This is a genomic window from Streptomyces sp. NPDC102258 (assembly GCF_055584685.1).
In genome coordinates this window covers 43,281-68,244 of sequence record NZ_JBVJLO010000016.1, presented here as the reverse complement: position 1 = coordinate 68,244, position 24,964 = coordinate 43,281, and the positions used below count along the sequence as shown (strand labels likewise).

Below are 24,964 nucleotides of genomic sequence, written 5' to 3'. Positions count from 1 at the left end.
CGTCATCACGGGAATCCTGACGATCCGGCCCATGGGCCTCGGCGGCCGGGACCTGGCCGTCGCCTTGCTCTTCGTGATCAATTCCGTGGCGCTGCTGGCCCGGCGACTGCCCGAGCACAAGGTCCCCCCGCGCATCGCCCTCGTCTGGCTCACGCTCGGCGTCGTCGCGGCGGCCGCCCTCATCGGCCTCAGCAGCAGCGGAACGGGCTACCTCTTCGCCTTCTTCCTCGCCGGTCACATCGGATACCGGCTGGAGACCAGGCCGGCCCTCGTCCTCGCGGCGGTGTGCAGTCTGCTCTGCGGCGCCGTGCTCTACCTCCGGCTCGGACCGGGGCACGAACTGCTGCCCTGGGCCTTGGGCCTCGCCACCGGCACCCCGGTCCTGATCGGCATCATCAATCGCACCCAGCGGCAGGGCGTACGGGCGGCGATCGAGGCGGCGGAGTCGGCCGAACGCGCCGCCCGCGCCGAGGCCCGTACCGCCGTACTGACCGAGCGCGGCCGGATCGCCCGGGACGTGCACGACGTACTGGCCCACTCACTCGCCGGGATCAACATGCAGCTGGAGCTGGCGGACGCGCTGATCGACACGGGCGACCTGGAGAAGGTCCGGGAGGCCCACACCAAGGCCCACGATCTGGTCAAGGAGAGCCTGAAGCAGGCGCAGTGGACGGTGCATGCCCTGCGTGAGGACACCCTGCCGCTGGAGGAGACCCTGACCGCGATGCTCGCGTCGTCGGGGCACCACGACGTCCTCACCGTCACCGAGACAGGGACCGAGACCGAGACCGTACGCGACCTGCCCGCCCAGGTGGTCCAGAACCTGCTGAGGATCGCCCAGGAGGCCCTGACCAACGCGGCCCGGTACGCTCCCGGGGGAGCCGTCGCCATGGAGCTGGAGTTCGCCCCGGCGTCGACCACCCTGAGGATCCGCAACCGCCCCGCCACCCGCCGGGTGACCCCGGGCGCGGGCAGCGGGATGGGACTGATCGGCATGCGTGAACGTGTCGCCCTGCTGGGCGGAACGCTCACCGCGGGCCCGGTCACCGACGGCCCGCACCAAGGCGACTGGCAAGTGGAGGCAGTGATCCCGCGATGAGTGAACCAGCAGCACCCGAGCAGCGGTTGAGGGTGGTGGTCGCCGACGACCAGGCCGCCGTCCGCGAACCCCTCGCCGCGGTGCTCGCCCTGGCCGGGGACATCGAGGTCGTCGCGGCCGCCGCGAACGGCGCCGAGGTGCTGGCAGCGGTCGCCGCCGGGCCGGTGGACGTGGTCCTGATGGACTTGAGGATGCCCGTCATGGACGGCATCGAGGCGACCCGCCGGCTGGCCGGGGAGCACCCGGAGGTGGCGGTGGTCGTCCTGACCACCTTCGCCGACGACGACTCGATCCTGGGCGCCCTCGGCGCGGGCGCCCGCGGGTACCTGACCAAGAACGCGGGCCGCCAGGACATCACCCGCGCGATCAGGGCCGCCGCCGCCGGCCAGTCCGTACTCGACCGCGAGGTCCAGGACCGCCTGCTCGCCACCGTCAGGACCAAGGCTCCGACGCCGTCCCAGCCCCTCCCCTTGCCCCCGGACCTGACTCCGCGCGAACGCGAAGTACTCGCGCTGATCGGCCAGGGCCTGCCCAACCGGGGCATCGCCGAGCGGCTCTTCATCAGCGAGGCCACGGTCAAGACGCACATCAACAACCTGTTCGCCAAGGCCGGGATCCGCGACCGTCCGGAGGCCGTTCGCCGCGCCATCGCCTCGGGCCTCGCCTGACGGTCCCCTGCCGACGGGGGGGCGGCGGCCGGCAGGGCCGGGGGCCGGTATGCCGACGATCCGGGGGACCACGTATCCGCCCTTGCCGGGGCCGCCGAACTCGTCCACGATGCTGCACGAACCCGGCCACACCGATCCTGCCCGGCCGGGGCATCACAGAACGGGGAAACAGTGACCGAGAAGAGCAAACCGGCAACACGCTCCGCCGCGGCGGCCGTACTCGTACCGCTCCTGGTGGTGGCGGGGCTGCTGCTGGGCCCGACGGCGGCCGCGACGGCGGCGGCACCGGCCGCGCGCCCGGCTGCCTCCACGACCACGCTCCCGCAGGGAACCCTCGCGGCGGGCACCAACGCGGCAGCCGGACTGCGCGCGCCGGTGTCGTCCCAGGTCCGGGCCGTGACCGGCACCAAGAAGGACAAGAAGAGCAAAAAGAAGAAGAAGGGCGGATTCCTCGGAAAGCTCCTGATCATCGTGCTCGTGGTGATCGTGCTGCTCGTGGTCCTGTACGGAGTCCGGCGGGCCATGCGGCGCAGGGGGTAGCGGAGGGGCCATGGCACGCGCGGGAAAACCGCGCCTGCCGTCGCCGCCGAGAATGTTAGGGTCGCCGTGACAGCAGACCTATGCGAGGAGAAGCAGCAGACGTGGTGGGTGACGACGACATCTCCGGGTGAGACCCGGACTTGACGGCCACCGGACAGCGCACCAGGAGCGCCGCCGGGGTGGCCGACTTCGTCGTATCCCTTTCCCCCATCTGCCAGGGCAGAGCTGTGTCCTGCGCCCTTCCTTCCGTTCGAGGTCTTCGTCATGTCCAACGCCGCCGTCGTCTGCTCCCAGCTCTCCTTCACCTGGCCCGACGACACCCCGGTCTTCCACGACCTGTCCTTCAGCCTGGCCCCGGGCCGTACCGGCCTGGTCGCTCCCAACGGCTCCGGCAAGAGCACCCTCCTCAAGCTGATCGCGGGTGAACTCAAGCCCGCCGCCGGCTCGGTGTCCGTCACCGGCACCCTCGGCTACCTCCCGCAGAGCCTCCCCCTGACCAGCGACCTCACCGTCGCCGAGGTACTCGGCGTGGCAGCGGTCATCCGCGCCCTGGACGCGGTCGAGTCCGGCGACGTCGCCGAGGAACACTTCACCACCATCGGCGACGACTGGGACATCGAGGAGCGCACCCGTGCCCAGCTCGACCGCCTCGGCCTCACCGGCCTCACCCTGGACCGCGGCCTGAACACCCTCAGCGGCGGCCAGATCGTCTCGCTCGGCCTCGCCGCCCAGCTGCTCAGGCGTCCCGACGTGCTGCTGCTCGACGAGCCGACCAACAACCTCGACCTGGACGCGCGGCGCACGCTCTACGACGTCCTCGGCGACTTCAGCGGCTGTCTGCTGCTGGTCAGCCACGACCGCGCCCTGCTCGACCGCATGGAGCGGATCGCCGAACTCGACAGCGATGAACTGCGGCTGTACGGAGGGGCCTTCACCGCGTACGAGGAGGCGGTGCGAGTCGAGCGGGAGGTCGCCGAGAAGAACGTCCGCAACGCCGAACGCGAACTCAAGCGGGAGAAGCGGGAGATGCAGCAGGCCCGCGAACGCGCCGAGCGGCGCGCCGGCAACGCCGACCGCAACCTCAAGAACGCCGGACTGCCCAAGATCTTCGCGGGCAACATGAAGCGCGGAGCCCAGGAGGCCGCGGGCAAGTCCGGCACGGTGCACGCCTCCCGGGTCAGCGAGGCCAAGACGCGCCTCGACGAGGCCGGACGCGCCCTGCGTGACGAGGCGCGCCTCACCCTGGAACTGCCCGACACCCAGGTGCCCGCGGGACGCAACCTCTTCCTCGGGGAGGGGATGCGGGTCCGCCTCGGGGGCCGGGACGTTTTCGCCGCGGGCGGAGTCGACCTGTCCGTGCGCGGCCCCGAGCGGATCGCCCTGACCGGGCCCAACGGCGCCGGCAAGACCACTCTGATGCGGCTGGTCACCGGTGACCTCACCCCGGACGGCGGGGCGATCAGGCGCGGCGACGGCCGTATCGCCTACCTCTCGCAGCGCCTCGACCTGCTGGACCTGGACCGGACGGTGGCGGAGAACTTCGCCGCCTTCGCCCCCGAGCGGCCTGAGGCAGAGCGGATGAACCTGCTCGCCCGCTTCCTCTTCCGCGGCGCCCGCGCCCACCTCCCGGTCGGGGTGCTCTCCGGCGGTGAGCGGCTGCGCGCCACCCTGGCCTGCGTGCTGTGCGCCGAACCGGCACCGCACCTGCTGTTGCTCGACGAGCCCTCCAACAACCTCGACCTGGTCGGCGCGAGCCAGCTGGAGGGTGCGCTCAATTCCTACCAGGGCGCCTTCATGGTGGTCAGCCACGACGAGCGGTTCCTCTCCGGGATCGGGGTGAACCGGTGGCTGCGGCTGGCCGACGGAAGGCTGGACGAGGCGGAAGCCCCCGCGGTGTGAACCGCCGCCCGGTGTGACACGGCCCGCTTGGGAGGGGCCGGGGCAAGGGCTGAGGTCCCGGCGTCGGCGGGTGCGCGCCGCCGCCCGCGCTTCAGTCCCCACTGGTCACGCCACGGTGCGGCACCCACGTGCGACACGCCCGGCGTGGGGGCCCGCGTGTCCGCCTACCGGCCCCGGCCGTGTGCGCCGCGTACCCGGAACACGCGCACCGCTGATCAGCAGTCCGTACCGGCGGGCTCGCACCGACCGCCTGCCGGATCCGCCCCTACCCCCCCCCGGCACCGGTTCGATCCGCGTACCCTCCTCGGTTTCGTCGCGGACGAGCCGTTGCGGTTCCGCCCGGGCACCCTGTACGAGTACTCCGACTCCGGCAACATCGCTGTCGCCCTCATGGCCGAGGCCGCCACCGGCCGCCGCTACGAAGACCTCCTCAAGGACCTCGTGCACCGCCCCGTCGGCCTGCGTGAGACCAGCCTGCCCCTGGGCTACCGGCTCCCCGGCCCGTACCTGCACGGCTACGTCCGGACTCCCCCGGACTCCCCCGCGCGCATGGAACACCGGCGCCCCGGGCACCCGCCTGGGTCAGACCACTCACAGCCGGAACCAGGAGACGCCATGATCCGAGACGCCGTGACCTGTGACCGTGAGGGCTGCCTCGCCCTCTACCTGAAGCCCGACGAGCCGGCGAACGTCCGTTTCGAGGACGCGATCGTGGAAGCCGGGTGGGCCCACCGGCCGGCAGCCGTAGCCCTGCCGGGCTATCCGGCCGCGCCCGACGTCCTCGCGTTCCTCTGCCCCGCGTGCGCGGCCGACCGGGGCCCCGTCCTCGAACGTGGAAGGTGCCCCACGTGCTCCGGTTCGACCGAGAACCTGCAAGCGGGGACCACCTGCCGCTACTGCCGGAAGGTCGTCCCTCGCCTGGCCGACAAATGGTGCTGAGCCGGGGAGGGATGACGGAGCGGCACGGTCCGGGGCGTCCCCGATGCGTGCGCCGCCCCGGTCGTCACTCTTCGTTGAGCCAGCCGCATACGTAGTACTGCTGCTGCTCGTCCCGCTCGATGATCCACTGATTGAGGACGTCACCGGCGAGTTTCCCGGTCTCGGGGTCCCGCCGGGTGAGCTTCGCCTCCACGCTGAGCTCGTCCATGTTCGGTGGGATCTCGTAGGGCTGGAGTTCCCAGCGGTCGACGAAGTAGCCGTTGAGGACGAATCCGAGCAGGCCCGCGCGCAGCCGGGGGCAGGTGCCTTGGCGCAGCGAGGTCATGTCGTGGTTGGCCAGGCCGTTCATGTACAGCGCGAAGACGCGTTCTACCGCCTGGCGGTCGAGGGGGGCGCGTGTGGGCTTGGGGTGGGTGGGGGTGAACGTGGGCGTGGGAGTAGGGGTGGGCGTGAACATAGCAGGTGCGGGAGGGGACGCGGAGGGGGACGGAGACGGGGACGGGAGGGTGGGCGCCGTGGTGTCGACCGTGCCGGTCCGGCCGGTGGCGTCGTCATGGGATCCGGAGTCGGGCGCCCACCAGGGCACCGCGACCAGGGCGGCCACAGCGACCCCCACCACGCGGAGCAGGAAGTAACCCCGCCGCCGGACCGGACGGGCTGGGGCGAGCGCCGGTGGGGGCAGCGGTCCTGCTCCGGGCTCGACGTTCGGTCCCTCAGCCAGCCGCAGCGTGGACGCGGGCTTCGGCCGGGAAGGTCCCGCTTCGCCCGCCGGTCCGGCGAGCAGGTCGTACGCCTCCTCGGCGGTGGGGCGCTCCGCCGGGTCCTTGCGCAGGAGGCTCGTCAGGACAGGGGTGAGCTCCCCGGCCCGGACGGCGGTGGCGGGTTCTTCGGTGGCCACGGCGACGAAGACGGCCCAGGAACCCGAGCCGCTGAACGGAGGGTGTCCCTCCACGGCGGTGAACAGCGTCGCGCCCAGGGACCACAGGTCGGATGCGGCGGTCGCCGGGAGTCCCCGTACCTGCTCGGGTGACATGTAGACCGGGGTCCCCATGAGCGCCCCCGAGCGGGTGAGACCGGACTCGCCTTCGACGGCGGCGATCCCGAAGTCGGTCAGCACGACCCGGTCGCCTTCGAGCAGCACGTTGGCGGGCTTGATGTCGCGGTGGGTGACGCCCATCGCGTGTACGGCGCGCAGCGCGGACAAGACCTGCCGGCCGATCCTGGCCACCCGGGCGGGCGGCAGCGGGCCGTCCTCCTTGATCAAGTCGTCCAGGGAACGGCCGTGGACGAGCTCCATCACGATCCACGGGCGGCCGTCGTCGCCGGCTATGCGGTCGTGAACGGTGATGACGCCCGGGTGTTTCAGCCTGGCGGCCGCCCGTGCCTCGCGGTCGAGGCGGTCCATCCAGGCCTTGCGCTGGGAGGCGTCGAGGTCGTCGGGGAGCCGGAGTTCCTTGAGGGCGACGTCCCTGTCGAGTTGCTCGTCGTGAGCCCGCCAGACGGTCCCCATGCCGCCTTGGCCGAGCAGTTCGGCCAGCCGGTACCGGCCCGCCAGTAATCGTCCGCGATCGTAGGTCACGCCCGGGAACCTAACCCAACGCCCCCGGCTCTGAAAACGAGCCCCCGGCACGAGTACGGTGCCGGGCCGCCGCCGGACCGCGCCCATGGCCGGGAACGCCGGGCCGGGATGCGGGACCGGAGGCTCTCGTGGCCGCCGGTCACAAACGTCCGGGCGTCTGACCTGTACGGGCAACCTGGCCGAGATCACCATCGGGATCGACGTACAACCGTCCGATGGGAGGCAGGGAACCGATGAGGGCAATCACCACCGGTGTGGAGGCGGCTTCCGGACGCCGAGGTTTGAGAGGTCCGGGGGCGGTGGAAGGGCCGTGAGGGGGTATGGCAAGCCGCTGATCGCGGCGGTCATAGGCGCGTTGATCATTCTGTTCGGGTTCACTCCGGACTGGGGCGACGGAGCGAAGGAGTGCGCCGGACACCAGATGCACGCGGGCGACACCTGTATCGGGTCGTCCGGGGCCTACGGTTACGACGACATCGGGGCCAAGGACGCGGAGAACCGGCACAACAAGAAGCTGATCCTCGCCGTCATCGGCGGGATCGTGCTCGCGGGCGCCCTCGGCGCCGCGGGACACACCGCGGTCCAGGACATGGGGGACGCCGTCCGGCTACGCAGGTCCGCCGCCGAGCGACGCGCCGCCGCCGCCCGGGACACCTGGGTGCGGCCGGAGAATCCGGGCCGGCTGGAAATGCGCTCGGCAGACCTTGGGCACGGCGGCAGGGTCGATCTCCACACACACGCCCTGTGCTATACGCCCGGCCCGGGCACGGGCCAGGCCGAACAGTGGGTGAGCTGGGACCGGATCACCCAAGTCGGCTTGGGCGACACCCCGGACGGCTACACGGCCCGCTCCATCCGGATCTCCGCAGAGGGCAACATCGAGCCGCTGACGATCAAGGGCCTCACCGGCCGCCCCGGGTTCGTGACTCACCTCGCGGGCCTCGCCGCGACAGCGGCCAAGCGGAAGGCGTACGAGGCGCTCGCCGGCCCGACCGGCCTGCGCCTGTCGCCCGCCACGTCGCTCTTCACACCCCTCGCGACGACGATCGCCACCAGTCCCCGAACCGATCTGCGCCTCACCCCGTACGGACTCCTCTACAGGGAAGGCGGCATCGAGCGCTCACTGCCCTGGTCCCGCATCACCGGCATCGAGAGATTCGAGGACACCGCATGGGGGCTACGCGTGGCCGTCATACGCCATGGCAACCTCAGCGACCTCTTCGCCCTCAGCACCATCGCGGACCAAGCCGCGTTCCTGGTCGCCCGTGAACTGTGGGCGACCGCACACAGCAGATGAACTGCGGCTACACGGAGCCATCCGCCTGGTCCGCGCGTGCCGGGGCGCCGGTCCGGAAGCCCGTGCGCACAAAGCCCTTGCGCAATGGTCAAGAGTTGTTGACCATTGGGGGCATGCCTACCGACGATCTTCCCGAGACGTTCCGCGTCACCACCGACGAGCAGTTGCGCGCCGTTTCCAATCTCACGCGCCACCGGATCATGGCCGTCCTCCGCTTCGAGCCCGCCACGATCACCCAGATCGCCGAGCGAGTGGGCCTCGCGAAGGGGAGTTCCAGCTACCACGTACGGCTGCTCGAACGGGCCGGCCTGGTGAAGGTGGTACGGACACGGAAGGTCCGGGGGGTCACCGAGCGGTACTACGCGATGGCCGCGCGGGCGATCGAGCTGCCGGATCCGGGCGAGGGAGGGCCGGACGTGCTGATGCGGCATGCGGTGGCGGACCTGGAGGGGGCGCCGGTGGATGGTGAGCGGCACGTCCGGATGGCGCATCTGCGGCTCACCGAGGAACAGTTCGCGGAGCTGGGGGCGCGGCTGGAAGCACTGGCGGACGAGTACCGGGAGCTGTCCGATCCCTCGCTGCCGGACGCGTCCCTCGTCTTCGCACTGTTCCACCCGGCAACGCGCGCACAGACCGGAGGCGAGGCCAAGTGACCTCGGGCGCAAGAAAGCTGCTGCCGACCGGGTTCGGACGGCTGTGGACGGCGCAGACGGTGTCTTCGCTCGGTGACGGGGTGTCGCATGCAGCGCTGCCGCTGCTCGCGCTGACGTTGACGCGGGACCCGATGGCGCTCGCCGTCGTCGCGGCCGCCGGAACGCTGCCGTGGCTGCTCTTCGGGGTGCTCGGCGGTGCGCTGGTGGACCGCTGGGACCGTCGGCGCACGATGTGGGTCACGGACGCGGCGCGTGCCGTGCTGCTGGCGGTACCGGCGGCGGCCGCCGCTCTCGACGTGCTGAGCATTCCGCTGCTCGCGGCCGTCGCCTTCCTGCTCGGTCTCGGCGGCCTCTTCTTCGACACGGCCGCCACGGCCTATCTGCCGGACCTGCTCGGCCGCGACCCCGCGCTCCTGGAGCGCGCCAACTCGCGCCTGCGCGGCTCCCAGACCGCCGCGTCCGGCTTCGCGGGGCCGCCTGCGGGCAGTGCCCTGCTCACGCTCGGTCGGGCGGTTCCACTGCTCGCCGACGCGGTGTCGTTCGCGGTGTCGGCACTGCTCGTACGGTCGCTGCCGGCCGTACCCCGCCCCGTACCGCAGGTCCGTGAGTCGCTGCTGCGGCAGGCGCGGGCCGGCGCCTCGTACGTATTCCGGGACACGTTGCTGCTCGGACTCGCGTTGCGCCCGGCCGTCGGGAACATCGCCTTCCTCGCCGTGGAGACCGTACTCGCCCTCTTCGCCCACGACCGTCTCGGCATCGGCACCTTCGGTTTCGGCCTGCTCCTCACGGCGGAGGCGACCGGCGGACTGCTCGGCGCGGGCATCGCCTCCTTCCTCGGCCGGCGTCTCGGCACCGGCACCGCACTGACGTGCACGGCCGCCGTCGAGGGGCTCGCCATTCTGGGTCTCGCCGCCGCCCCGAACCCGTACGTCGCCGGTCTCGCGCTCGCCGTCTGCGGAGCGGGCATGGGCGCCACGATGGTGCTCGCCCCCTCCCTCCGACAGACGATCGTGCCTGCCGACCTGATGGGCCGGGTCGCCTCCACCTCCCGCATGCTCGCGATGTGCGCCGCCCCGCTCGGCGCCCTCCTCGGCGGCTGGCTGGCCACCGCCTACGACGTACGCACCCCGCTCTACACCGCCGCCGGCCTCCTCCTCACCATGACGGCCGTCACGTCGACCATGACCAACAACCGCCGCGTCGAAGCGGCTCTGCGCTCCGCCGCGCCGGCCAGTGCCACGGCGGACGGCGGATCAGGCGGACGGTTCGCGTCCGCCTGATCGGCCGTGGCGGAGTGTGCCTCTACTTGCCGGCGTAGGGCAGGAGTGCCATTTCGCGGGCGTTCTTGATGGCGGCGGCGAGTTTGCGTTGCTGCTGGGCGGTGACGCGGGTGACGCGGCGGCTGCGGATCTTGCCGCGGTCGGAGATGAACTTCCGCAGCAGATCGGTGTCCTTGTAGTCGATGTACGTGATCTTGGCCGCGTCCAGGGGGTTGGGGCGCGACTTCACGGGCTTGCGGATTTCTTGGCGGCGGGCCATGAGGTTCTCCTGGTTCAGGGGTTGTCAGACGGGGTCGAGAAGGGTGTCGAAGGCGGCGGTGAGGTGTTTCCAGCCCTCACGCCCGGCCGCGTACTCGGCGTCCGTCAACAGACAGGATTCGAGGAGCTGTTCGAGGCCGTCGCGGTCGAGGCCGGGTGAGGTGAAGACGAGGTGCTGGCAGCAGTCGCCGTGTTCGGGATGCCAGTCCATGGCCGCGGCGGCCCGCCGCACCGGCGGGACCATCTCCCACGCGGCGTCGGGAAGTGATGCCAGCCAGGGGCCGGCGTTCTCCACGCACAGGGCCCCGCCGGCCGAGTCCCAGGCCAGGAGGGTGTCGGGGCGGTCCGCGAGCCAGAACCTGCCCCGGCTGCGCGCCGCCGCGCAGCACAAATCCTCCAGCGCTTGATAGAGGCGCTCGGGGTGGAAGGGCCGGCGGCGATGCCAGACCAGCGTGGTGACACCGGCGTCGTCGGCGTCCTGGGGCAGCAGCGCACAGGCGGGATGCTGCGCCGCCGCGGCGGCCTCGACATCGAAGCCCGCGAAGACCGCTTCCGCCAGTTCTCCCGAGCCGGCCGGGATCTGGCGGGCGGTGGGGTGCAGTTGGGCCAGCAGAGCACGGTCCTCGTCGTCGGCCTCGTCGTTGTCGACGAGGGCAAGGACGGGTGCGTACTCCAGCTGCCGGGCCCAGGTGTCCCCCACCGTCCGCTGATCAGTCGGCGCCGCGGCTAGGCCGGCTTCGGCGAGGTCGTCGCCGTTGGCCAGGTAGGGCAGGACCAGGGCCGGGTCCACGGCGGTGATTACATTGGTGAGCACCATGTCCTCTCCGGCGTGTGCGGCGACGACCTCCGCCATCCCCCGGGGCTCGACCGAATCCCACAGCTCCACCATCGCGAGGCGGGTCAGGCCGGCACCGGCCAGGCGTTCCAGTTCGGGGACCAGGTCCTCGCGCAGCGCGCAGCAGGCGCAGTCGTTGACCAGCGGCGCCTCATCCTCGGAAAGCAGGCCGGTGGCGTCGCGGATGAGGCGTCGTACGGTTCCGTCCGCCGCGCCGGACAGGTCGTGATGGAGAGCCACACTGCCCGGAACCGCCCGCAGGAGCCGGTCCACGACCTCCTTGCGGGCGTCGGCGTGTATCCCGGCGACGATCACTACGGGCAGGCGTGCGTCCCGCTCCATCAGCGGGCCCCGTAACGGCGCTCGAAACGTTCGACACGGCCGGCGGTGTCCATCACACGGGCGGTGCCGGTGTAGAAGGGATGGCTCGCCGAGGAGATCTCCACATCAACGACCGGATACGTCTGGCCGTCCTCCCACACGACCGACTTGGCGCTGGTCAGGGTGGAGCGGGTGAGGAACGCCGTGCCGCTGGCGCTGTCACGGAAGACGACGGGACCGTAGGCGGGGTGGATGCCGGGCTTCATGGAATGTCCTTCAGGTAGCGGGTTCGGTCAGCGTTCTTCGCGGAAGTCGACGTGCCGGCGCAGGACCGGGTCGTACTTGCGCAGCACCATCCGGTCGGGATCGTTGCGCCGGTTCTTACGCGTGACGTAGGTGAAGCCACTGCCCGCGGTGGAGCGCAGCTTGATGACCGGGCGGAGTTCGTTGCGTGCCATGACGCTACTATATGGGAATGGTTTCCATTTTCAACACTGGGATGAACGACCGGGGCCCTTGAGGAGGGAACCCGGACCGCTCCGGCGACGTCCAACCGGCGAACGTCCGCTGAGCTACGAGGAGGCCGCCGGATGGGATCACGGGCAACGGGGATAGCCGTACTGCTCGGAGCGCTGCTGGTGGCCACCGCCGGCTGCGGCAACTCGGGCCCTCGGACCGCGAGTCCCGGCTGCACGGGCAGCGGGGAGGCGGTCGCCACGGAGACCGTCGTCACGGCCGCGGACAACGGCCGGCGGATGTGCCTGCCGCTGCACGGCACCGTACGGGTCAACCTGTCGGACACGGATACGGATACGGATACGGGTACGGCCGGGCCCGGGGCGCCGGTGAGCCTGTCGGGGCCGGCGCTGTCCGAGGTTTCGGACCACCTCTACCGGGGTGTGACTCCGGGCGCCACCGTTCTGACCTCCGAGGTCCCGGCCTGCCCCGGGTCGCCCGCGCCGGGCACCGTCAAGTGCCTGGCGCTGACGCAGTGGCGGGTCACCGTGGACGTACGGTGACCCGCCCGCTCCCCTTGGGGTCCGCTGACTTCGCCATCAGGGGGCGAGTGCCTCCTGGAGTCTGGCCAGCATGAGCCGGGCGGCCGGGGCGCGCTGGTCGGGGCGGATGGCCAGGCCGAGGCAGGCGTGCGTGGCGGCGTCGGTGACGACGGCCGGCTCCAGGCCCTCGCCGCTCGCGGAGGACGGGCTCAGGACGGCGACCCCGGCTCCTCGGCGCGCGAGGCCGAGCAGGGTCTGCGGGGAGCCGGCCTCGATGTCCACGCGGGGTTCGGTCCCCCGCTGGAGGCACGACCGCTCGTACGCCTCCCGGATGCCGGTGCCGCGCGGCAGGCACAGGACCTTCTCCCCCTCCAGATCAGCGAGCCGTACCGGCCCGCCCCGCAGTCGGTGACCCTCGGGCACGGCGACGGCGATCGGCTCGTCGATGAGCACAGTGGTGTCGAGACCGGGTTCGGGCCGTCCGGCGAACGCGATCAGGGCGAGGTCGAGGGAGCGCGTGAGGACCTGGGAGCGCAGGGCGTCCGAGTCGTCCTCGTGGAGGCTCAGCGTGATGCCCGGGTGGGTCCGCCCGAGGCCCGCGACGGCGTCCAGGAAGCCGGGGATCGCGCAGCCCCTGATCATGCCCAGGCGGACGCGGCCCCGGACCGCCCGCGCGAAGCGGGCCGCGGTGTCCTCGATGCCGTCGACCGTCTCCAGGGCCGCCCGGGCCAGCGGCAGTACGGCCTCCCCCGCGGCCGTCAGCCGGACCCTGCGTCCCGATCGTTCCAGCAGTTGCTGTCCCAGTTCCCGTTCGAGCTTGCCCACCTGCGTGCTGATGCCCGACTGGCTGACGTGGAGCCGTGCGGCGGCGGCCGTGAAGGTCCCCTCGTCGACGACCGAGACCAGGTAGCGCAGCTGATGCAATTCCATAACCAATGATGATACTCGCCATCCGGATCATCTGTTGGACTGATTGACCGACTTACGGGAGGCTGGTCGCATGACGACTCCGACAGTTATTTCCGAGAAGTACTTCAGCGCCTGGCAGACGGGCGACTTCGAGACCCTGCGCGACCTGTTGGCCGACGACGTCGACTTCGTCGGCACCCTCGGCCGGGCCCAGGGCGTGGACGAGTGCATCGCGGGCCTGCGCGGCATGAGCCGGATCCTGGAGCGGATCGAGGTGCGCGCCCGGGTGGCGGACGACACGGACGTGATCACGTGGTTCGACCTGCACACGGCGGGCGCGCCGCCGGCTTCCACGGCGAACTGGAGCCACGTGGAGAACGGGAAGATCACCAGCATCCGTGTCACCTTCGACCCCCGGGAGATCCTCGCGGGGCAGAGCCGCTGATCCCCGGTCACGGCGCCGCCCGCCTCGCACCGGGCGGTCGGAGCCGCACCGAGGCCGCGCCGACGCTGCCGGCCACCCCGGCGCACCGCTAGCAGGCCGGGGAGGAGCCCTTCTGGCCCTTGAGGTCGCGGTTGTAGAGCCAGCCGGTGGTGTTCGTGCCGTCCACGCGCACGAACGTCCACTGGTTGCCGTACGAGTTGACGATGTAGCAGTGGTACCAGAGCTTGGTGCCGCTCTTGACCAGGCTTCCCTGCGCGCACTGCTGGTACGGCGCGGCCAGCAGGTGGTGGTCGCCGGAGATGTAGCCGTACGTACCCGGCGACGGGTCCTTGTGCGTCCAGCCTGCGCAGCCCGTCGGTACGGGGTGCGGCTTGGCCGGGGCCTGCGAGGAGCCCTTCGGGGAGGGCGAGGACGACGCGCCGGCCTTCTTCGAGGCACTCGGTGACGGCTTCGCCGTGGGTCCGGGGCTCGCTGAGGGGGACGGCGGCGGGGCCGGCGTGTCCGGCTGCCCGTCGGCGGACGGGGAGCCGGCGGGCGCCGGCGTCGAAGCCGGAGCCGACGCCCGCGCCCGGTCACCGTCGCCGCCCGAGGCCACGGCGTAGGTGACGCCGCCGGCGCCGAGTACGGCGACGACGGCGACGGCCACCGCGGCCCGGCCGCGCCGCCGCGCCCGGTCCGCGGCCGCGGAGCCGGAACCGTCGAACGTGAGCGGTTGGGCGGACGCGGGGCCGTACGGCGGGAATCCGGGCTGCGGGGTGGGGGCGTAGGGCTGCTGCGGAGACGATACGGCGCCGACGTCGAAGCCTGCCGGGGGCGGGGGGCCGAAGCCGGGAGGGGGCGCGGAGACGGGGTGCGGGGCGGGGGCCGGCGGGGCCGGGGCGGGCGCCACCGCGAGGCCCGCCCCGCCGCCGGCCGCCACCCGCTCCAGCATCGCGCGGGCCTGGTCGGCGGTGGGCCGCTGCTCCGGCTCCTTCGCCATCAGCGCCCGCAGCACCGGGGTGAGCGGTCCCGCGCGCCGGGGCTCGGGCAGCGGATCGCCGACGATCGCCGCCAGCGTGGACCACACCGAGGTACGGCGGAACGGCGATACGCCCTCGACCGCCGCGTACAGGGTCATTCCGAGCGACCATATGTCGGAGGCCGGGCCGGGCTCCCGGCCCTGCGCGCGTTCCGGCGGCAGGTAGTCGAGCGAGCCGACCAGCTCACCGCTGCGGGTCAGCTTCGCCATGGCGTCGTCGTCCGAGGCCTCGAAGGTGGCGATGCCGAAGTCCGTGAGCACGACCCGGCCGTCCCGCTCCAGCAGCACGTTGCCCGGCTTAACGTCGCGGTGCAGGACGCCCGCGCGGTGCGCGGCGTCGAGCGCGTCCATCAGCTTCGCGCCGATCGCGGCGGCCTCGTGCGGGTCGAGCGCGCCGCGCCGCGTCACGACCTCATCGAGCGAGGGCCCGTCGACGAGTTCCATGACGATGACGGGCAGGCCCCGCTCGTGCGTCACGTCGTGCACGGTGACGACGCCGGTGTGCCGGATGCGGGCGGCGGCCTGCGCCTCGCGTTCCATCCGGGCCCGCACGGCGGCCAGTTCGGCGTCACTGGAGTCGGTGTAGGCGCGCAGGACCTTGACGGCGACCTCGCGGGCGAGCAGTTCGTCGACGGCCCGTGCCACCACGCCCATGCCGCCCCGGCCCACCACGGAGGTCACTCGGTAGCGTCCCCCGAGCACCTTGCCGATCAGGTCCCCGTCGTGCGCTTCCGCTCGCCCCCCTGGCACCACGTACTCCGTTCCACGACCGGTCGTCCGTCTCGACGCTCTGACGGGGCACAAGCCTAGACGCATGATCCGCGGGCCGACCGCGCGGCATCCGCCCACGCTGCGGGGCGCTGCGGAGCGCCACCGGCTCCGCTCGCGCCGACCGGGTGCCTATGGGGCGGAAGCCGCGGATTCCCGCGCCGTGGGCCCGGCGGGTTCGAGCGTGTCGTTTTCCTCCGTGCGCGGCCAGTACCGTCCTTCGAGGGCCTCGGCGCTGCGGTTGAGCCGGACCAGGACGTCCGCCAGCTCCCGGACCTCCTCGGGGGACCAGTCGGCGACCACCCTGGCCAGGCAGGACTGGTTGACCTCACGGTCTCCGGCGAGCCGGCGCGCGCCTTCCTCGGTGATGCGCAGCTTGCGGGCCATGCCGCCGTCCGGGTCCGCGACGCGCTCGGCCAGTCCGCAGCGCAGCAGCGCGGCCGTCTGGCGGTTCACGGTCGAGGTGTCGAGCCCGAAGGCTTCCGCCAACTGCCCGATGGACATGGGACCTTGCGTGTCGATCCGGCTGAGCAGCAGGTACGCCGACCGCTCCAGGCGTTCGGGGTCGCGCTCGCGCCGGGCGAGCACCTGGTGCCGCGACAGCAGCATCAGCTCCCGCTCCAGTTTTTCCAGCACTGCGCCTCCCGCTCCTTCCGGCGCTCCATTATCGCCGACGCGTGGACCGTCGGGCCTCGGCCGACGGGGACCGAGGACCGAGGACCGCACGGAGCCGCCACAATATGCATGATACATAACCTGTGTACTATGCACCTCTCGCCGCTATCCGACGAGCCACAGCCCCACCCCGGAGGACCCGCATGACCGTCACCACGTCCACCGCCTCCCGCGCGGCCGAGATCCTGTCCCGGCCCGTCACGCTGAACGGCCTGACCGTCCCCAACCGCATCGCGATGGCTCCGATGACGCGGATGTTCTCCCCGGACGGCGTACCCGGCGAGGACGTGCGGGCGTACTACGCCAGCCGGGCCGCCGCGGGCGTCGGCTTGATCGTCACCGAGGGCACCTACGTCGGCCACGAGTCCGCCGGGCAGAGCGACCGGGTGCCGCGCTTCCACGGCGAGGACCAGCTGGCGGGGTGGGCGAAGGTCGCCGCCGCGGTCCACGAGGCGGGCGGCACGATCGTGCCCCAGCTGTGGCACATCGGCATGGTGCGCAACCAGGGCGAGGCGCCGTACGCCGACGCGCCCGCCGTCGGCCCCTCCGGCATCCGCGTCGACGGCACCGAGGGAACCGGCAAGGCGATGACCCGCGCCGACCTCGACGACGTCATCGGCGCCTTCGCGGACGCCGCCGCGGAGGCGGAGCGGATCGGCTTCGACGGCATCGAACTGCACGGCGCCCACGGCTACCTGCTCGACCAGTTCCTGTGGGAGCGGACCAACCGCCGCACCGACGCCTACGGCGGCGACGCGGCGGCCCGTACGAAGTTCGCCGTGGAGATCGTGGCCGCGGTCCGCGAGCGCGTCCGGGCCGACTTCCCGGTGATCTTCCGCTACTCGCAGTGGAAGCAGGAGGCGTACGACGCCCGGCTCGCGCAGTCCCCGCAGGAGCTGGAGACGATCCTGGCCCCGCTGGCGGCGGCGGGCGTCGACGCGTTCCACGCCTCCACCCGGCGCTACTGGCTCCCGGAGTTCGAGGGCTCTGACCTGAACCTCGCGGGCTGGACCAAGAAGCTCACCGGCCTGCCGACGATCACCGTCGGCTCGGTCGGCCTCGACGGCGACTTCATCCGCTCCTTCGCCGGCGAGGGGGCGGCGCTCGGCGACATCGACAACCTCCTGGACCGCATGGAGCGCGAGGAGTTCGACATGGTCGCGGTCGGCCGTGCGCTGCTCCAGGACCCGCACTGGGCGGCGAAGGTCCTGGGCAACCGTTTCGACGAGCTGAAGCCGTACGACGCGGTGGCACTGAAGTCGCTCAGCCGGTAGCCCGGTAGCCGGGGCCCCGCCCCGCACCCCGAGCGGCTCCCGCCCCGGCCGACCGGACGTGCGCCCCGGGCGCCCCCTCCCGGGTCAGTCGGTGAGGGCGGCGCCGACCAGCTGCCGGATGCGCGGGAGGGGGGCACCGTTCGCCTTGACGTTCAGCGAGTAGACGACGCGGTGCCGCAGGTCCCGGGTGGCGAAGAAGCCGTTGTCCCAGCCGGGGCGGGAGCCGGTCTTCCCCCAGGCGTACGCGTGCGCGCCGAGCCCGTAGCGCATGAGCCCGCCGACGCTGAAGCAGGCGGGGCCGCCGAAGCAGTTCTTGTTGCCGGCCGCGCTCTTCACGTCCGGTACGTCGAAGACCAGCTTCTGCTGGGCCGGCGGGAGCAGCCGTCCCCGGAACAGGGCGGTGAAGAACCGGTCCAGGTCGGCGGCCGTGGAGATCATGCCGCCCTCCGCCCAGGGGGAGGGGCTCTGCTCCGTGACGTCGTATCCGTCGACGTACACCGTCGCGTGGGGCGCGGGGATCGCCAGGTCGTCGGCGGCGGGCAGGCTGGTGTGGCGCAGGCGCAGCGGCCGGAGGATCCTCCGCTCCAGCTCCTCGGCGAACGAGTGCCCGGTGACCTGCTCGACGAGCAGACCGAGGGCGAAGGAGTTGAGCCCGTTGTACTGCTGCTCGGATCCGGGCGCGGGCGGCCGACCCGTGGCCGCGGCGAACGACGCGCGCAGCGAGGCCTCGGGACCGGCGGACTTGAACTGCCAGCCGGGTCCGTCGGCCGGGCCCGGGGTCCGGACCGGCCGGGGCAGCCCGCTCGTGTGGTCGAGGATGTCCTGGAGGCCGGGGTTCAGACTCGCGGAGCGGCAGCCCATCGGTGAACACCCTGAACGGACCCTGGGGCGCCCCTGACCTACCCACCCCGGGGACCGAACGGGCGCGAGGCCGATGGCCCCGATCTACCGTCAGTTCTTCTTAAGCTCCTCGGCGAGCATCACCAGGATGCCGCTGGGGCCGCGGAGGTACGTGAGCTTGTACACGTCCTCGTAGGTCGCCACGCCGCGCAGCGGATGACATCCGTGCTTGGCGGCCGTCTCAAGGGCCTTGTCGATGTCGTCGACCGAGAAGGCGACGCGATGCATGCCGACCTCGTTGGGAAGCGTGGGTTCCGTCTCGATCGCTTCGGGGTGGATGTACTCGAAGAGCTCAAGGCGACCCTGACCGTCCGGCGTCTGGAGCATCGCGATCTTGGCGTGATTGCCGTCGAGACCCACGGCGGTGTCGGTCCATTCCCCGCTGACGGTGTCACGGCCGAGGACCGTGAGGCCGAGGTCGGTGAAAAAGGAGATCGTCGCTTCGAGGTCGCGAACGGCGATGCCCACGTTCTCAAGTTTGATGGCCATGCGCGGCATGCTATCGAGCCGGATCGATCGGGTGCTTCCGGCAAGAGCGGGTGGCAGCCTTCCTTTCCGGGACCCTTGCCGCCGGTCCGCGTACGACGGCACGACGGAGGGGCCACGGCCGCCCGGTGGGGTCAGCGGGTGAGGGAGACGGCGAAGGGCTGGAAGCCGTCGCGGCGCAGGATGTGGGGCACCACCAGGATCATGGCCTCGGTGGCGCGGGCGGTGGTGATGTCGCCGAGGTCTTCGATCCACGCGGGCTGCCAGCCCAGGTCACCGAGCAGGCCGGTCACGGTCCTCTTCGCCTGCTCGTCGTCGCCCGACACGTACACGGTCGGTGGGGTGTTCAGCGTCTCGGGGGCGGTCATGACCATGAACAGCATGGTGTTGAGGGTCTTCACCACACGGACGTCCGGAAGGGCGGCCTGGAGTCGCTCGGCGAGACTGCTGCCGGGGTAGCACAGCTCGCCGGGCAAGCCGTCGTCGGCGTCGCGGGTCGCGTTGGAGACGTCGATGAGGATCTTGCCGGCGAGTTCGGTGCGCAGGCCGGTGAGGCGGTCGAGGGCGCTGTCGCCTGGCGTGGCGTTGATGACGATGTCGGCGGTGTGCGCGGTGGTGCGCTGGTCGGCGAAGGAGATGCGGGTGTCTGCGCCGCCGACGGGCGCTGCGGGCTCTTCGTCCCTACTCCGTCGGCCGAGGATGACGTGGTGTCCGCTCGTGGCGAGCTTACGGGCGAGGCTCTGGCCGACGCGGCCGGTGCCCAGGATGCCGATGGTGGTCACTGGGTCATGCTCCTTGCTGTCTCGGGTGGGGCGGGTGTGGCGGAGGCGGAGCGGGGCCGGCTGCCTGGTCAGGCGAGCGGTGCGAGGACCTTGAGGGCGGCGCCGTGGATGCCGGGGGCGGCGGCCAGGAAGTCGCGGCTGCCCGTGGTCCAGGGCTCGCCCGCCAGGTCGGTCACGGTGCCTCCGGCCTCGGAGACCAGCAGGGCACCGGCGACCAGGCCGGAGCGGACGTCGGAGAACTGCCAGAACGCGTCCATGGAACCGGCGGCGACATGGATGAGCTGCAGCGTGGCGGGCACGGACACGCGCACGACCAGGCCGTTGATGAGCATGGCGGTGACCGAGTCGCCGATCCGCCGGAAGGTGCGCTCGTCCTCGCCCGGCCTGGCCTGACCGGTGCCGGCGAGCGCGGCGCCCAGGTCGGTCTTGGCGGACACCGCCAGGGGGCGCTCGTTGAGCCGGGCGCCGCCTCCGGCGACGGCGGTGTAGGTGTCGCCGGTCAGCGGCAGGTGGACGACGGTGAGGACCGGCTGGTTGTCGCGGACCAGAGTGGCGGTGACGGCCCAGTCCGACATGGCGTGGACGTGGTTGATGTTGCCCTCGGCCGGGTCCACGACCCACCACTCCCCCGCCGGGAGCGGACCGCCGGCCAACTCGTCCTCGGCCCACCGCGATCCGGGCCGGGCCCGCAGCAGCGGTGCGCGCAGTACGTCGAGCACCGCGTCGTCGTTGGCGTGGATCTCGTCGAGGATCTCGCTCATGCTGACGCCCCGGGCGTGCGGGGTGTGGCGGTCGAGCAGGGTCTGACCGGCGGTCTTCACCGCGGCGCTCACGTCGGCCATCAGTGTCGTGCCGGCGTCGAAGGGCATGGGTGTGCTCATGGGTTGGCTCCCGGGTGTCGGTCTGATGCGGTGCGGTGTCATGCGGTGCGCTGTGCTGTGGCTCGTTCTGCGCCCGTACGTCGACGGTAGGCGGCCCGCTACTTAACAACAAGTGCATGCTTCTCACTCGTAGAGTTACTCGCATGCAACTGGATCTGAACCTGCTCACGGCACTTGACGCACTGTTGGAAGAGGGAAGCGTCGCCGGCGCCGCGGCCCGTCTTCACGTCACGCCGCCGGCCATGAGCCGCTCCCTGGGCCGCATCCGCAAGGTCACCGGCGACCAGATCCTGGTCCGCGCCGGACGCACCATGGTCCCCACCGCCCGCGCCCTCGCCATGCGCGCCCAGGTGCACGCCCTCGTGCGGGAGGCACATCAGCTGCTCTCCGCGCAGCAGGAGCCCGACCTGGCGACGTTGCGGCGGGTGTTCACCTTGCGCTGGCACGACGCCCTGACCGCCGCGTGCGGTACGACGCTGATCACCGGTCTGCGCCGACAGGCCCCCGGCGTGCGGCTGCGTCTGGCCGCCGAACCGGGCACGGACACCCCCGACTTGAGCCGGGGCGAGGTAGACCTCGCGTCCAGCTCCACGCTGCCCACCGTTCCCGGCGTCCGCCACCGCCTCGTCGGCGAGGACCGGCTCGTCGTCGCCGTGCGTCCCGGGCATCCGCTCGCCGGAGGCCCGATGAGCGCCGAGCGTTACGCGCTCTCCGACCACGTCACCGTCTCGCGCCGCGGCCGCCTGCACGACCCGGTGGACGAAGCGCTGACCGCGTGCGGCCACGAACGCCGCGTCGCCGCAGCCGCGCCCACCGCCGCGATCGCGCTCCAACTGGCTCTCGACGCCGACCTGGTGGTCACCCTGCCCGATGCCGTCACCCGCACGGCCCGGGAGCGGGCCGGTCTGATCACACTGCCGCTTCCCCTGCCGATGCCCGCCATCCCGCTGTACCTGCTATGGCACCAACGCCATGAGGGCGACCGCGCGCACACCTGGATGCTCGACCTGGCCACCGAAACCGTCCAGGCGCTCTTCACACCGGCGGTTCACGGTGATTGACGAAGCCGGCTGAGCCAGGGGCTTCGGATGGCCGTGCCGACGCGCGCCCGGCGCGCGCGCTCAACGGTCGAACACCGACCAGCAGATGTCGTTGCGCAAGCGCTGGTCGTCACGTACGAGCTCGCGAATCGCCTCGGGGAGCTGGTCGCGCTGCCATTGACATTCGGTCCGCCCCGCCGCGCGCGCCTCCATCATCTTGACCTCGCCCCGCACCCAGGCGCGGGCGTGCTCGATCGCCTGTCGCGGCCGAGGATCCTCGGGCCGGGCCGACTCGAAAAGGTGGAGGATGTGGCCAGGCGCCGCCCCCGCCGACGACCGTCAGGGCCCAGCGCGCCCCCGGAGCCATGGTTCATGGTCGGCCCGACAAGGCGCCGCATTCGGCGCAGACGGAGACCCCGGCCGTCTGCGCCAGGGCCGGCGGCCCTTCCCCGCCGCCCTCCCCCCTCGCCGCGTTGGCGGTCAGGACGTGCTTGAAACGTTGCTGGCGACGCAGTTCACGGATGTCCATGGAGTGCATACGGCCGACTCCGGACGAGGTCCAAGCGGCACATCCCGTGCCCAGGACAGCGCAGATCAGCGCGATTCTCAGGAGCATGTCTGGCACAGCGGTTCCTCTCCGGTGACTGGAAGCGGGGGCCGGCCCTCGGACCCTCACGCTCCCGACATAACGCACCGGCATATGCGTAGTTGCGCCTTGTCAGCCGGTTGCCGCAACGCAGAAATGATAAAAAGCCACTGGTCAAGCTTGGTTTACGGGCTCGCCCTCACCTGAACGGCCCGCACCTTCCCCCGTTGCGGAACCGTTTATGGACTATGACAAATGCAAACCACGCAGAGATTTTTCTCCAGAGTGCCGACAGCGCCCCACGCGGCAGGGCCGCCGGGACCACCAGGGCGGGGGAATGGACGTACACCAGTTGGACCCCTGACAAGGGCGCGACGCTCCGCACCCTGGAGCGGGAAGTGGACCTCCACTACTCGTCCTCGATCTTCGAGGACTTCCTGGAGGTGATGAGCCGGATCGAGGAAGACTTCGGCCGACGCTCGCCCGCCACCGGACCGTCCGAGACCGCTCTCGGCGAGTGCGCCGGTGAGGTCCATCGTGTTTGAGCAGTACCAGCGGCACGACGGGGGCGGATGGCACGTCGCCCACCAGCCGCCGCCCATGGCGGCGGGCGAGGCGGACATCCCGTGGGATCCGGCCGAAGAACTGGCCCACCTGCTCCGGGAGGCCCAGCAGCCGCGGCCGGCCGAGGCATTCGGCCACTACGGCCTTGATGAAACCGGCGACATGGGCGCCTTCGTCGGCGCGGTCACCGAGCCGGCGCAGGGAGCCTACGAAAGGCCGGTCCCGCCGGCCCCGCCGACCGCCCGCGGGCACCGCCGGGCCCCGTCGAAGACGTCCGTGGTGACCCTGCTCGGAACGGGCAGTCTCTTCGCCGCCGTGCTGGTCGCCGTCATCGCCGCCGTGGTGAGCGTCTTCAGCGGCCTGGCCATTTGTGAGGCCCTGCGCCACAGCGCGGGTCCGCGCACGGCGGACGACGTCGCCAGCTGGTGGCCCCTGCTCATCTACGGACCGTGGATGACCGCATCCCTCTCCATCCTGCGGGCCGCCCTACATCAGCGGCGCGCGGTTCATTCGTGGTCCATCGTCCTGCTGTTCTCCCTCCTCGCCACGCTCCTATGCGTCGCCCAGGCACCCAGCACGTTCGCCGCCCAGGCCGCGGCCACGCTCCCGCCCATCGCCGCGCTGGCCTGCCTCCAGCAACTCGTCCGTCAGATCACCCTCACCCGACCGCCCCGCCAAGCCGTTCCACGCCACCGCGGCCGCGCCTCCGAGATCCGGCTGCGGGGCATGAACGCCGGTCTCCCGAACCATCCGTACCTTCCGCGCAATCAAGGAACGTGATCACTTGCACTCCGAGAACGAAGATCAAAACGAGTTAGTCACGGGCTGCGCCCGGTCTCAGCCCTACGGGTCTGCGCCATGACCGGCAGCCCTCCACGGAACCCGGGCCACGCCAGGTTCACACCTGGCGGCCCGGGCGGCGCATCCCCCTATCCCCCGCACGTTCGACGACGTCTCAAGAAAGGCCGACCCCATGCCCTACGAACTCACCCACGCCGAGCGACTCCGGTACAAGCGCAGCCAGGACGCCGCGTACCAGGAGGGCGACGAAGCCGTAGCGAACCTCCAGGCCGCGCTTTCCATGGCCGGCCTGACCCTCCCCTCGCTCTGCAACGACGGACCGGTCGGCTGCCGCGGTCTCGTCCGGCTCGGTGGGTGCAGCACAGCGGTCGCCAACCAGCTCGCCGAGGTGATCGCCGCGGGTGCCCACGCCCTGCGGGGTGAACATGCGCGAGCTGAGCAGTTGTGAGATGAGCCGCCATCGCGGGACGCGTTAGGCCGAACTGATGATGTTGGCCCTGCGGATGTCGCACGGGGCGGGGGCCTCTGCACAATGCGTTCTGCCGAAGCAGGCCGTGGGGTGAGGTGATCTCTGCGTGATGTGTTGAGCTGGAGGTACACCGCCCATGTCGGGCAACGGAAATCCCACGGTCAGAGGGCGCCGCCTGGGTGCGGAGCTCCGGCAGCTCCGCAAATCCGCAGGGATGACCTCCTCGCAGGCGGCGCAACGCCTCATGGTGTCCCAGCCCAAGATCAGTCTCATCGAGACCGGCCGCCGCCCAATCAACCCGCGCGACGTACGCGACTTGTGCGGGATCTACGGGATCACCGACGCGGCCGTCGTCGACTCGTTGATGCGGATGGCCAAGGAATCGGGCCGCCAAGGGTGGTGGGTCTCCTGCGGCGACGTCCCCTACGGGGTCTACATCGGGCTGGAGACGGCGGCGGCCTCGATCCACTCCTACGACGCGCTGCTGGTTCCCGCACTGCTGCAGACCCCCGCCTACGCCGCCGCGGCCATCGCGCAGTCGTTTCCGCACCCCACGCCCGAACGGGCCTCGGTCAGCCTGGACGTACGGCTGCGGCGCCAGCACCGTGCCCACCACCCCGCCCGGCCCCTGCGCTTGTGGAACATCCTGGACGAGGCGGCACTGCACCGCACGATCGGCAGCCCCGAGATCATGCGCGAGCAGCTTGAGCACCTGAACTCCCTGGGCGCCCAGCCGCACGTCACCGTGCAGGTCCTCCCCTACAGCGCGGGGGCCCATCCCGGGGTCCTGGGGCAGTTCTCCATCCTCACGTATCCCGACTCCGACGCGGGAGTCGTCTACCTGGAGCGCTTCACCAGTGATCTGTACCTGGAGAAGCACGTCGACCGGTACCCGTACCAGATCATGTTCGACCACCTCCAGGCCCAGGCCCTCAACCCCGACGACTCCCGGCATCTGATCAACGACATGGTCAAGGTGTACCGGGAGGCCCGTTGACGG

General features: G+C 71.5%; 27 protein-coding genes and 2 pseudogenes. 16 read left to right on the top strand and 13 right to left on the bottom strand.

Annotated features, from left to right (window positions below; all coding sequences use genetic code 11):
- Nucleotides 1–31 precede the first annotated feature (31 nt).
- From ACZ6ZT_RS24820 to ACZ6ZT_RS24800, 5 genes and pseudogenes are all read left to right on the top strand, one after another.
- A complete protein-coding gene (locus ACZ6ZT_RS24820) occupies nt 32–1,099 on the top strand; it encodes a sensor histidine kinase (protein WP_469722202.1) in 1,068 nt (355 codons plus the stop codon).
- On the top strand, nt 1,096–1,767 hold the full coding sequence (locus ACZ6ZT_RS24815) for a response regulator transcription factor (protein ID WP_469722090.1): 672 nt from the start codon (nt 1,096–1,098) through the stop codon (nt 1,765–1,767). Before ACZ6ZT_RS24820 ends, ACZ6ZT_RS24815 begins: the two co-directional genes overlap by 4 nt.
- A 171-nt stretch (nt 1,768–1,938) precedes the next feature.
- Nucleotides 1,939–2,307, top strand: a complete 369-nt coding sequence (locus ACZ6ZT_RS24810; protein ID WP_469722089.1) for a hypothetical protein — start codon at nt 1,939–1,941, stop codon at nt 2,305–2,307.
- A gap of 264 nt (nt 2,308–2,571) precedes the next feature.
- Nucleotides 2,572–4,206, top strand: coding sequence for an ABC-F family ATP-binding cassette domain-containing protein (locus ACZ6ZT_RS24805; protein ID WP_469722088.1), 1,635 nt, complete (start codon nt 2,572–2,574; stop codon nt 4,204–4,206).
- A 273-nt stretch (nt 4,207–4,479) separates the two neighbouring features.
- Nucleotides 4,480–5,145: pseudogene (locus ACZ6ZT_RS24800) on the top strand (serine hydrolase); the annotation flags it as partial.
- 64 nt (nt 5,146–5,209) lie between these two features.
- On the opposite strand, the gene ACZ6ZT_RS24795 reads toward ACZ6ZT_RS24800, so the two are convergent.
- Nucleotides 5,210–6,724: a serine/threonine-protein kinase gene (locus ACZ6ZT_RS24795; RefSeq protein WP_469722087.1), complete on the bottom strand. Its 1,515-nt coding sequence runs from the start codon at nt 6,722–6,724 to the stop codon at nt 5,210–5,212.
- A gap of 310 nt (nt 6,725–7,034) precedes the next feature.
- Here ACZ6ZT_RS24795 and ACZ6ZT_RS24790 point away from each other — a divergent pair, with 310 nt between their 5' ends.
- The 3 genes from ACZ6ZT_RS24790 to ACZ6ZT_RS24780 all read left to right on the top strand — a co-directional run bounded on the left by ACZ6ZT_RS24790 (nt 7,035) and on the right by ACZ6ZT_RS24780 (nt 9,954).
- On the top strand, nt 7,035–8,021 hold the full coding sequence (locus tag ACZ6ZT_RS24790; protein ID WP_469722086.1) for a hypothetical protein: 987 nt from the start codon (nt 7,035–7,037) through the stop codon (nt 8,019–8,021).
- A 113-nt stretch (nt 8,022–8,134) separates the two neighbouring features.
- Nucleotides 8,135–8,674 carry an ArsR/SmtB family transcription factor gene (locus ACZ6ZT_RS24785; protein WP_469722085.1) on the top strand — a complete coding sequence of 180 codons (540 nt, stop codon included), beginning with the start codon at nt 8,135–8,137 and terminating at the stop codon, nt 8,672–8,674.
- On the top strand, nt 8,671–9,954 hold the full coding sequence (locus tag ACZ6ZT_RS24780) for an MFS transporter (RefSeq protein ID WP_469722084.1): 1,284 nt from the start codon (nt 8,671–8,673) through the stop codon (nt 9,952–9,954). Before ACZ6ZT_RS24785 ends, ACZ6ZT_RS24780 begins: the two co-directional genes overlap by 4 nt.
- A 22-nt stretch (nt 9,955–9,976) precedes the next feature.
- On the opposite strand, the gene rpsR is transcribed toward ACZ6ZT_RS24780, so the two are convergent.
- The 4 genes from rpsR to rpmG are packed head-to-tail and all read right to left on the bottom strand — an operon-like array spanning nt 9,977 to nt 11,826.
- Nucleotides 9,977–10,213, bottom strand: coding sequence for a 30S ribosomal protein S18 (gene rpsR / locus ACZ6ZT_RS24775; protein WP_469722082.1), 237 nt, complete (start codon nt 10,211–10,213; stop codon nt 9,977–9,979).
- Between the two features lie 24 nt (nt 10,214–10,237).
- Nucleotides 10,238–11,389, bottom strand: coding sequence for a CobW family GTP-binding protein (locus ACZ6ZT_RS24770; RefSeq protein WP_469722081.1), 1,152 nt, complete (start codon nt 11,387–11,389; stop codon nt 10,238–10,240).
- Nucleotides 11,389–11,634, bottom strand: a complete 246-nt coding sequence (locus ACZ6ZT_RS24765) for a type B 50S ribosomal protein L31 (protein WP_469722080.1) — start codon at nt 11,632–11,634, stop codon at nt 11,389–11,391. The genes ACZ6ZT_RS24770 and ACZ6ZT_RS24765 overlap by 1 nt, the downstream gene beginning before the upstream one ends.
- Nucleotides 11,635–11,661: 27 nt before the next feature.
- Nucleotides 11,662–11,826 (bottom strand): 50S ribosomal protein L33, encoded by a 165-nt coding sequence (rpmG, locus tag ACZ6ZT_RS24760; protein ID WP_469722079.1) that lies wholly within the window; start codon nt 11,824–11,826, stop codon nt 11,662–11,664.
- A gap of 132 nt (nt 11,827–11,958) precedes the next feature.
- Here rpmG and ACZ6ZT_RS24755 point away from each other — a divergent pair, with 132 nt between their 5' ends.
- Entirely contained in the window at nt 11,959–12,387 is a 429-nt protein-coding gene (locus ACZ6ZT_RS24755) for a hypothetical protein (protein WP_469722078.1), read from the top strand.
- A 36-nt stretch (nt 12,388–12,423) separates the two neighbouring features.
- On the opposite strand, the gene ACZ6ZT_RS24750 is transcribed toward ACZ6ZT_RS24755, so the two are convergent.
- The gene (locus tag ACZ6ZT_RS24750; RefSeq protein WP_469722076.1) at nt 12,424–13,296 is read right to left on the bottom strand and encodes a LysR family transcriptional regulator; all 873 of its coding nucleotides are present in this window, start codon (nt 13,294–13,296) and stop codon (nt 12,424–12,426) included.
- Between the two features lie 70 nt (nt 13,297–13,366).
- On the opposite strand from ACZ6ZT_RS24750, the gene ACZ6ZT_RS24745 reads away from it, so the two are divergent.
- Nucleotides 13,367–13,720 carry a nuclear transport factor 2 family protein gene (locus ACZ6ZT_RS24745; RefSeq protein WP_469722075.1) on the top strand — a complete coding sequence of 118 codons (354 nt, stop codon included), beginning with the start codon at nt 13,367–13,369 and terminating at the stop codon, nt 13,718–13,720.
- Nucleotides 13,721–13,808: 88 nt separating this feature from the next.
- On the opposite strand, the gene ACZ6ZT_RS24740 is transcribed toward ACZ6ZT_RS24745, so the two are convergent.
- Together ACZ6ZT_RS24740 and ACZ6ZT_RS24735 are read right to left on the bottom strand one after the other, a co-directional pair.
- Nucleotides 13,809–15,488 carry a serine/threonine-protein kinase gene (locus tag ACZ6ZT_RS24740; protein WP_469722073.1) on the bottom strand — a complete coding sequence of 560 codons (1,680 nt, stop codon included), beginning with the start codon at nt 15,486–15,488 and terminating at the stop codon, nt 13,809–13,811.
- A gap of 150 nt (nt 15,489–15,638) precedes the next feature.
- The gene (locus ACZ6ZT_RS24735; RefSeq protein WP_469722201.1) at nt 15,639–16,115 is read right to left on the bottom strand and encodes a MarR family winged helix-turn-helix transcriptional regulator; all 477 of its coding nucleotides are present in this window, start codon (nt 16,113–16,115) and stop codon (nt 15,639–15,641) included.
- A 209-nt stretch (nt 16,116–16,324) separates the two neighbouring features.
- On the opposite strand from ACZ6ZT_RS24735, the gene ACZ6ZT_RS24730 reads away from it, so the two are divergent.
- On the top strand, nt 16,325–17,455 hold the full coding sequence (locus tag ACZ6ZT_RS24730; RefSeq protein ID WP_469722072.1) for an NADH:flavin oxidoreductase: 1,131 nt from the start codon (nt 16,325–16,327) through the stop codon (nt 17,453–17,455).
- Between the two features lie 84 nt (nt 17,456–17,539).
- Here the strand turns inward: ACZ6ZT_RS24730 and ACZ6ZT_RS24725 are convergent, their stop codons facing one another.
- From ACZ6ZT_RS24725 to ACZ6ZT_RS24710, 4 genes are all read right to left on the bottom strand, one after another.
- On the bottom strand, nt 17,540–18,316 hold the full coding sequence (locus ACZ6ZT_RS24725) for a serine hydrolase (protein ID WP_469722071.1): 777 nt from the start codon (nt 18,314–18,316) through the stop codon (nt 17,540–17,542).
- A 90-nt stretch (nt 18,317–18,406) separates the two neighbouring features.
- Entirely contained in the window at nt 18,407–18,844 is a 438-nt protein-coding gene (locus ACZ6ZT_RS24720; protein ID WP_469722070.1) for a VOC family protein, read from the bottom strand.
- Nucleotides 18,845–18,975: 131 nt separating this feature from the next.
- Nucleotides 18,976–19,623 carry an NADPH-dependent F420 reductase gene (locus ACZ6ZT_RS24715; RefSeq protein ID WP_469722069.1) on the bottom strand — a complete coding sequence of 216 codons (648 nt, stop codon included), beginning with the start codon at nt 19,621–19,623 and terminating at the stop codon, nt 18,976–18,978.
- 68 nt (nt 19,624–19,691) lie between these two features.
- The gene (locus tag ACZ6ZT_RS24710) at nt 19,692–20,504 is read right to left on the bottom strand and encodes an inositol monophosphatase family protein (RefSeq protein WP_469722068.1); all 813 of its coding nucleotides are present in this window, start codon (nt 20,502–20,504) and stop codon (nt 19,692–19,694) included.
- A gap of 143 nt (nt 20,505–20,647) precedes the next feature.
- Between ACZ6ZT_RS24710 and ACZ6ZT_RS24705 the strand changes: the two genes are divergently transcribed.
- Nucleotides 20,648–21,565: a LysR family transcriptional regulator gene (locus ACZ6ZT_RS24705; protein WP_469722067.1), complete on the top strand. Its 918-nt coding sequence runs from the start codon at nt 20,648–20,650 to the stop codon at nt 21,563–21,565.
- Nucleotides 21,566–21,625: 60 nt separating this feature from the next.
- Here the strand turns inward: ACZ6ZT_RS24705 and ACZ6ZT_RS24700 are convergent.
- A pseudogene (locus ACZ6ZT_RS24700) lies at nt 21,626–21,874 on the bottom strand (putative immunity protein); the annotation flags it as partial.
- Nucleotides 21,875–22,528: 654 nt separating this feature from the next.
- Here ACZ6ZT_RS24700 and ACZ6ZT_RS24695 point away from each other — a divergent pair.
- From ACZ6ZT_RS24695 to ACZ6ZT_RS24680, 4 genes are all read left to right on the top strand, one after another.
- The gene (locus ACZ6ZT_RS24695) at nt 22,529–22,675 is read left to right on the top strand and encodes a hypothetical protein (protein WP_469722066.1); all 147 of its coding nucleotides are present in this window, start codon (nt 22,529–22,531) and stop codon (nt 22,673–22,675) included.
- The gene (locus ACZ6ZT_RS24690) at nt 22,668–23,474 is read left to right on the top strand and encodes a hypothetical protein (protein WP_469722065.1); all 807 of its coding nucleotides are present in this window, start codon (nt 22,668–22,670) and stop codon (nt 23,472–23,474) included. Before ACZ6ZT_RS24695 ends, ACZ6ZT_RS24690 begins: the two co-directional genes overlap by 8 nt.
- Nucleotides 23,475–23,667: 193 nt before the next feature.
- Nucleotides 23,668–23,943 carry a hypothetical protein gene (locus ACZ6ZT_RS24685; protein WP_469722064.1) on the top strand — a complete coding sequence of 92 codons (276 nt, stop codon included), beginning with the start codon at nt 23,668–23,670 and terminating at the stop codon, nt 23,941–23,943.
- A 157-nt stretch (nt 23,944–24,100) separates the two neighbouring features.
- Nucleotides 24,101–24,961 (top strand): helix-turn-helix domain-containing protein, encoded by an 861-nt coding sequence (locus ACZ6ZT_RS24680; RefSeq protein WP_469722063.1) that lies wholly within the window; start codon nt 24,101–24,103, stop codon nt 24,959–24,961.
- Nucleotides 24,962–24,964: the final 3 nt, after the last annotated feature.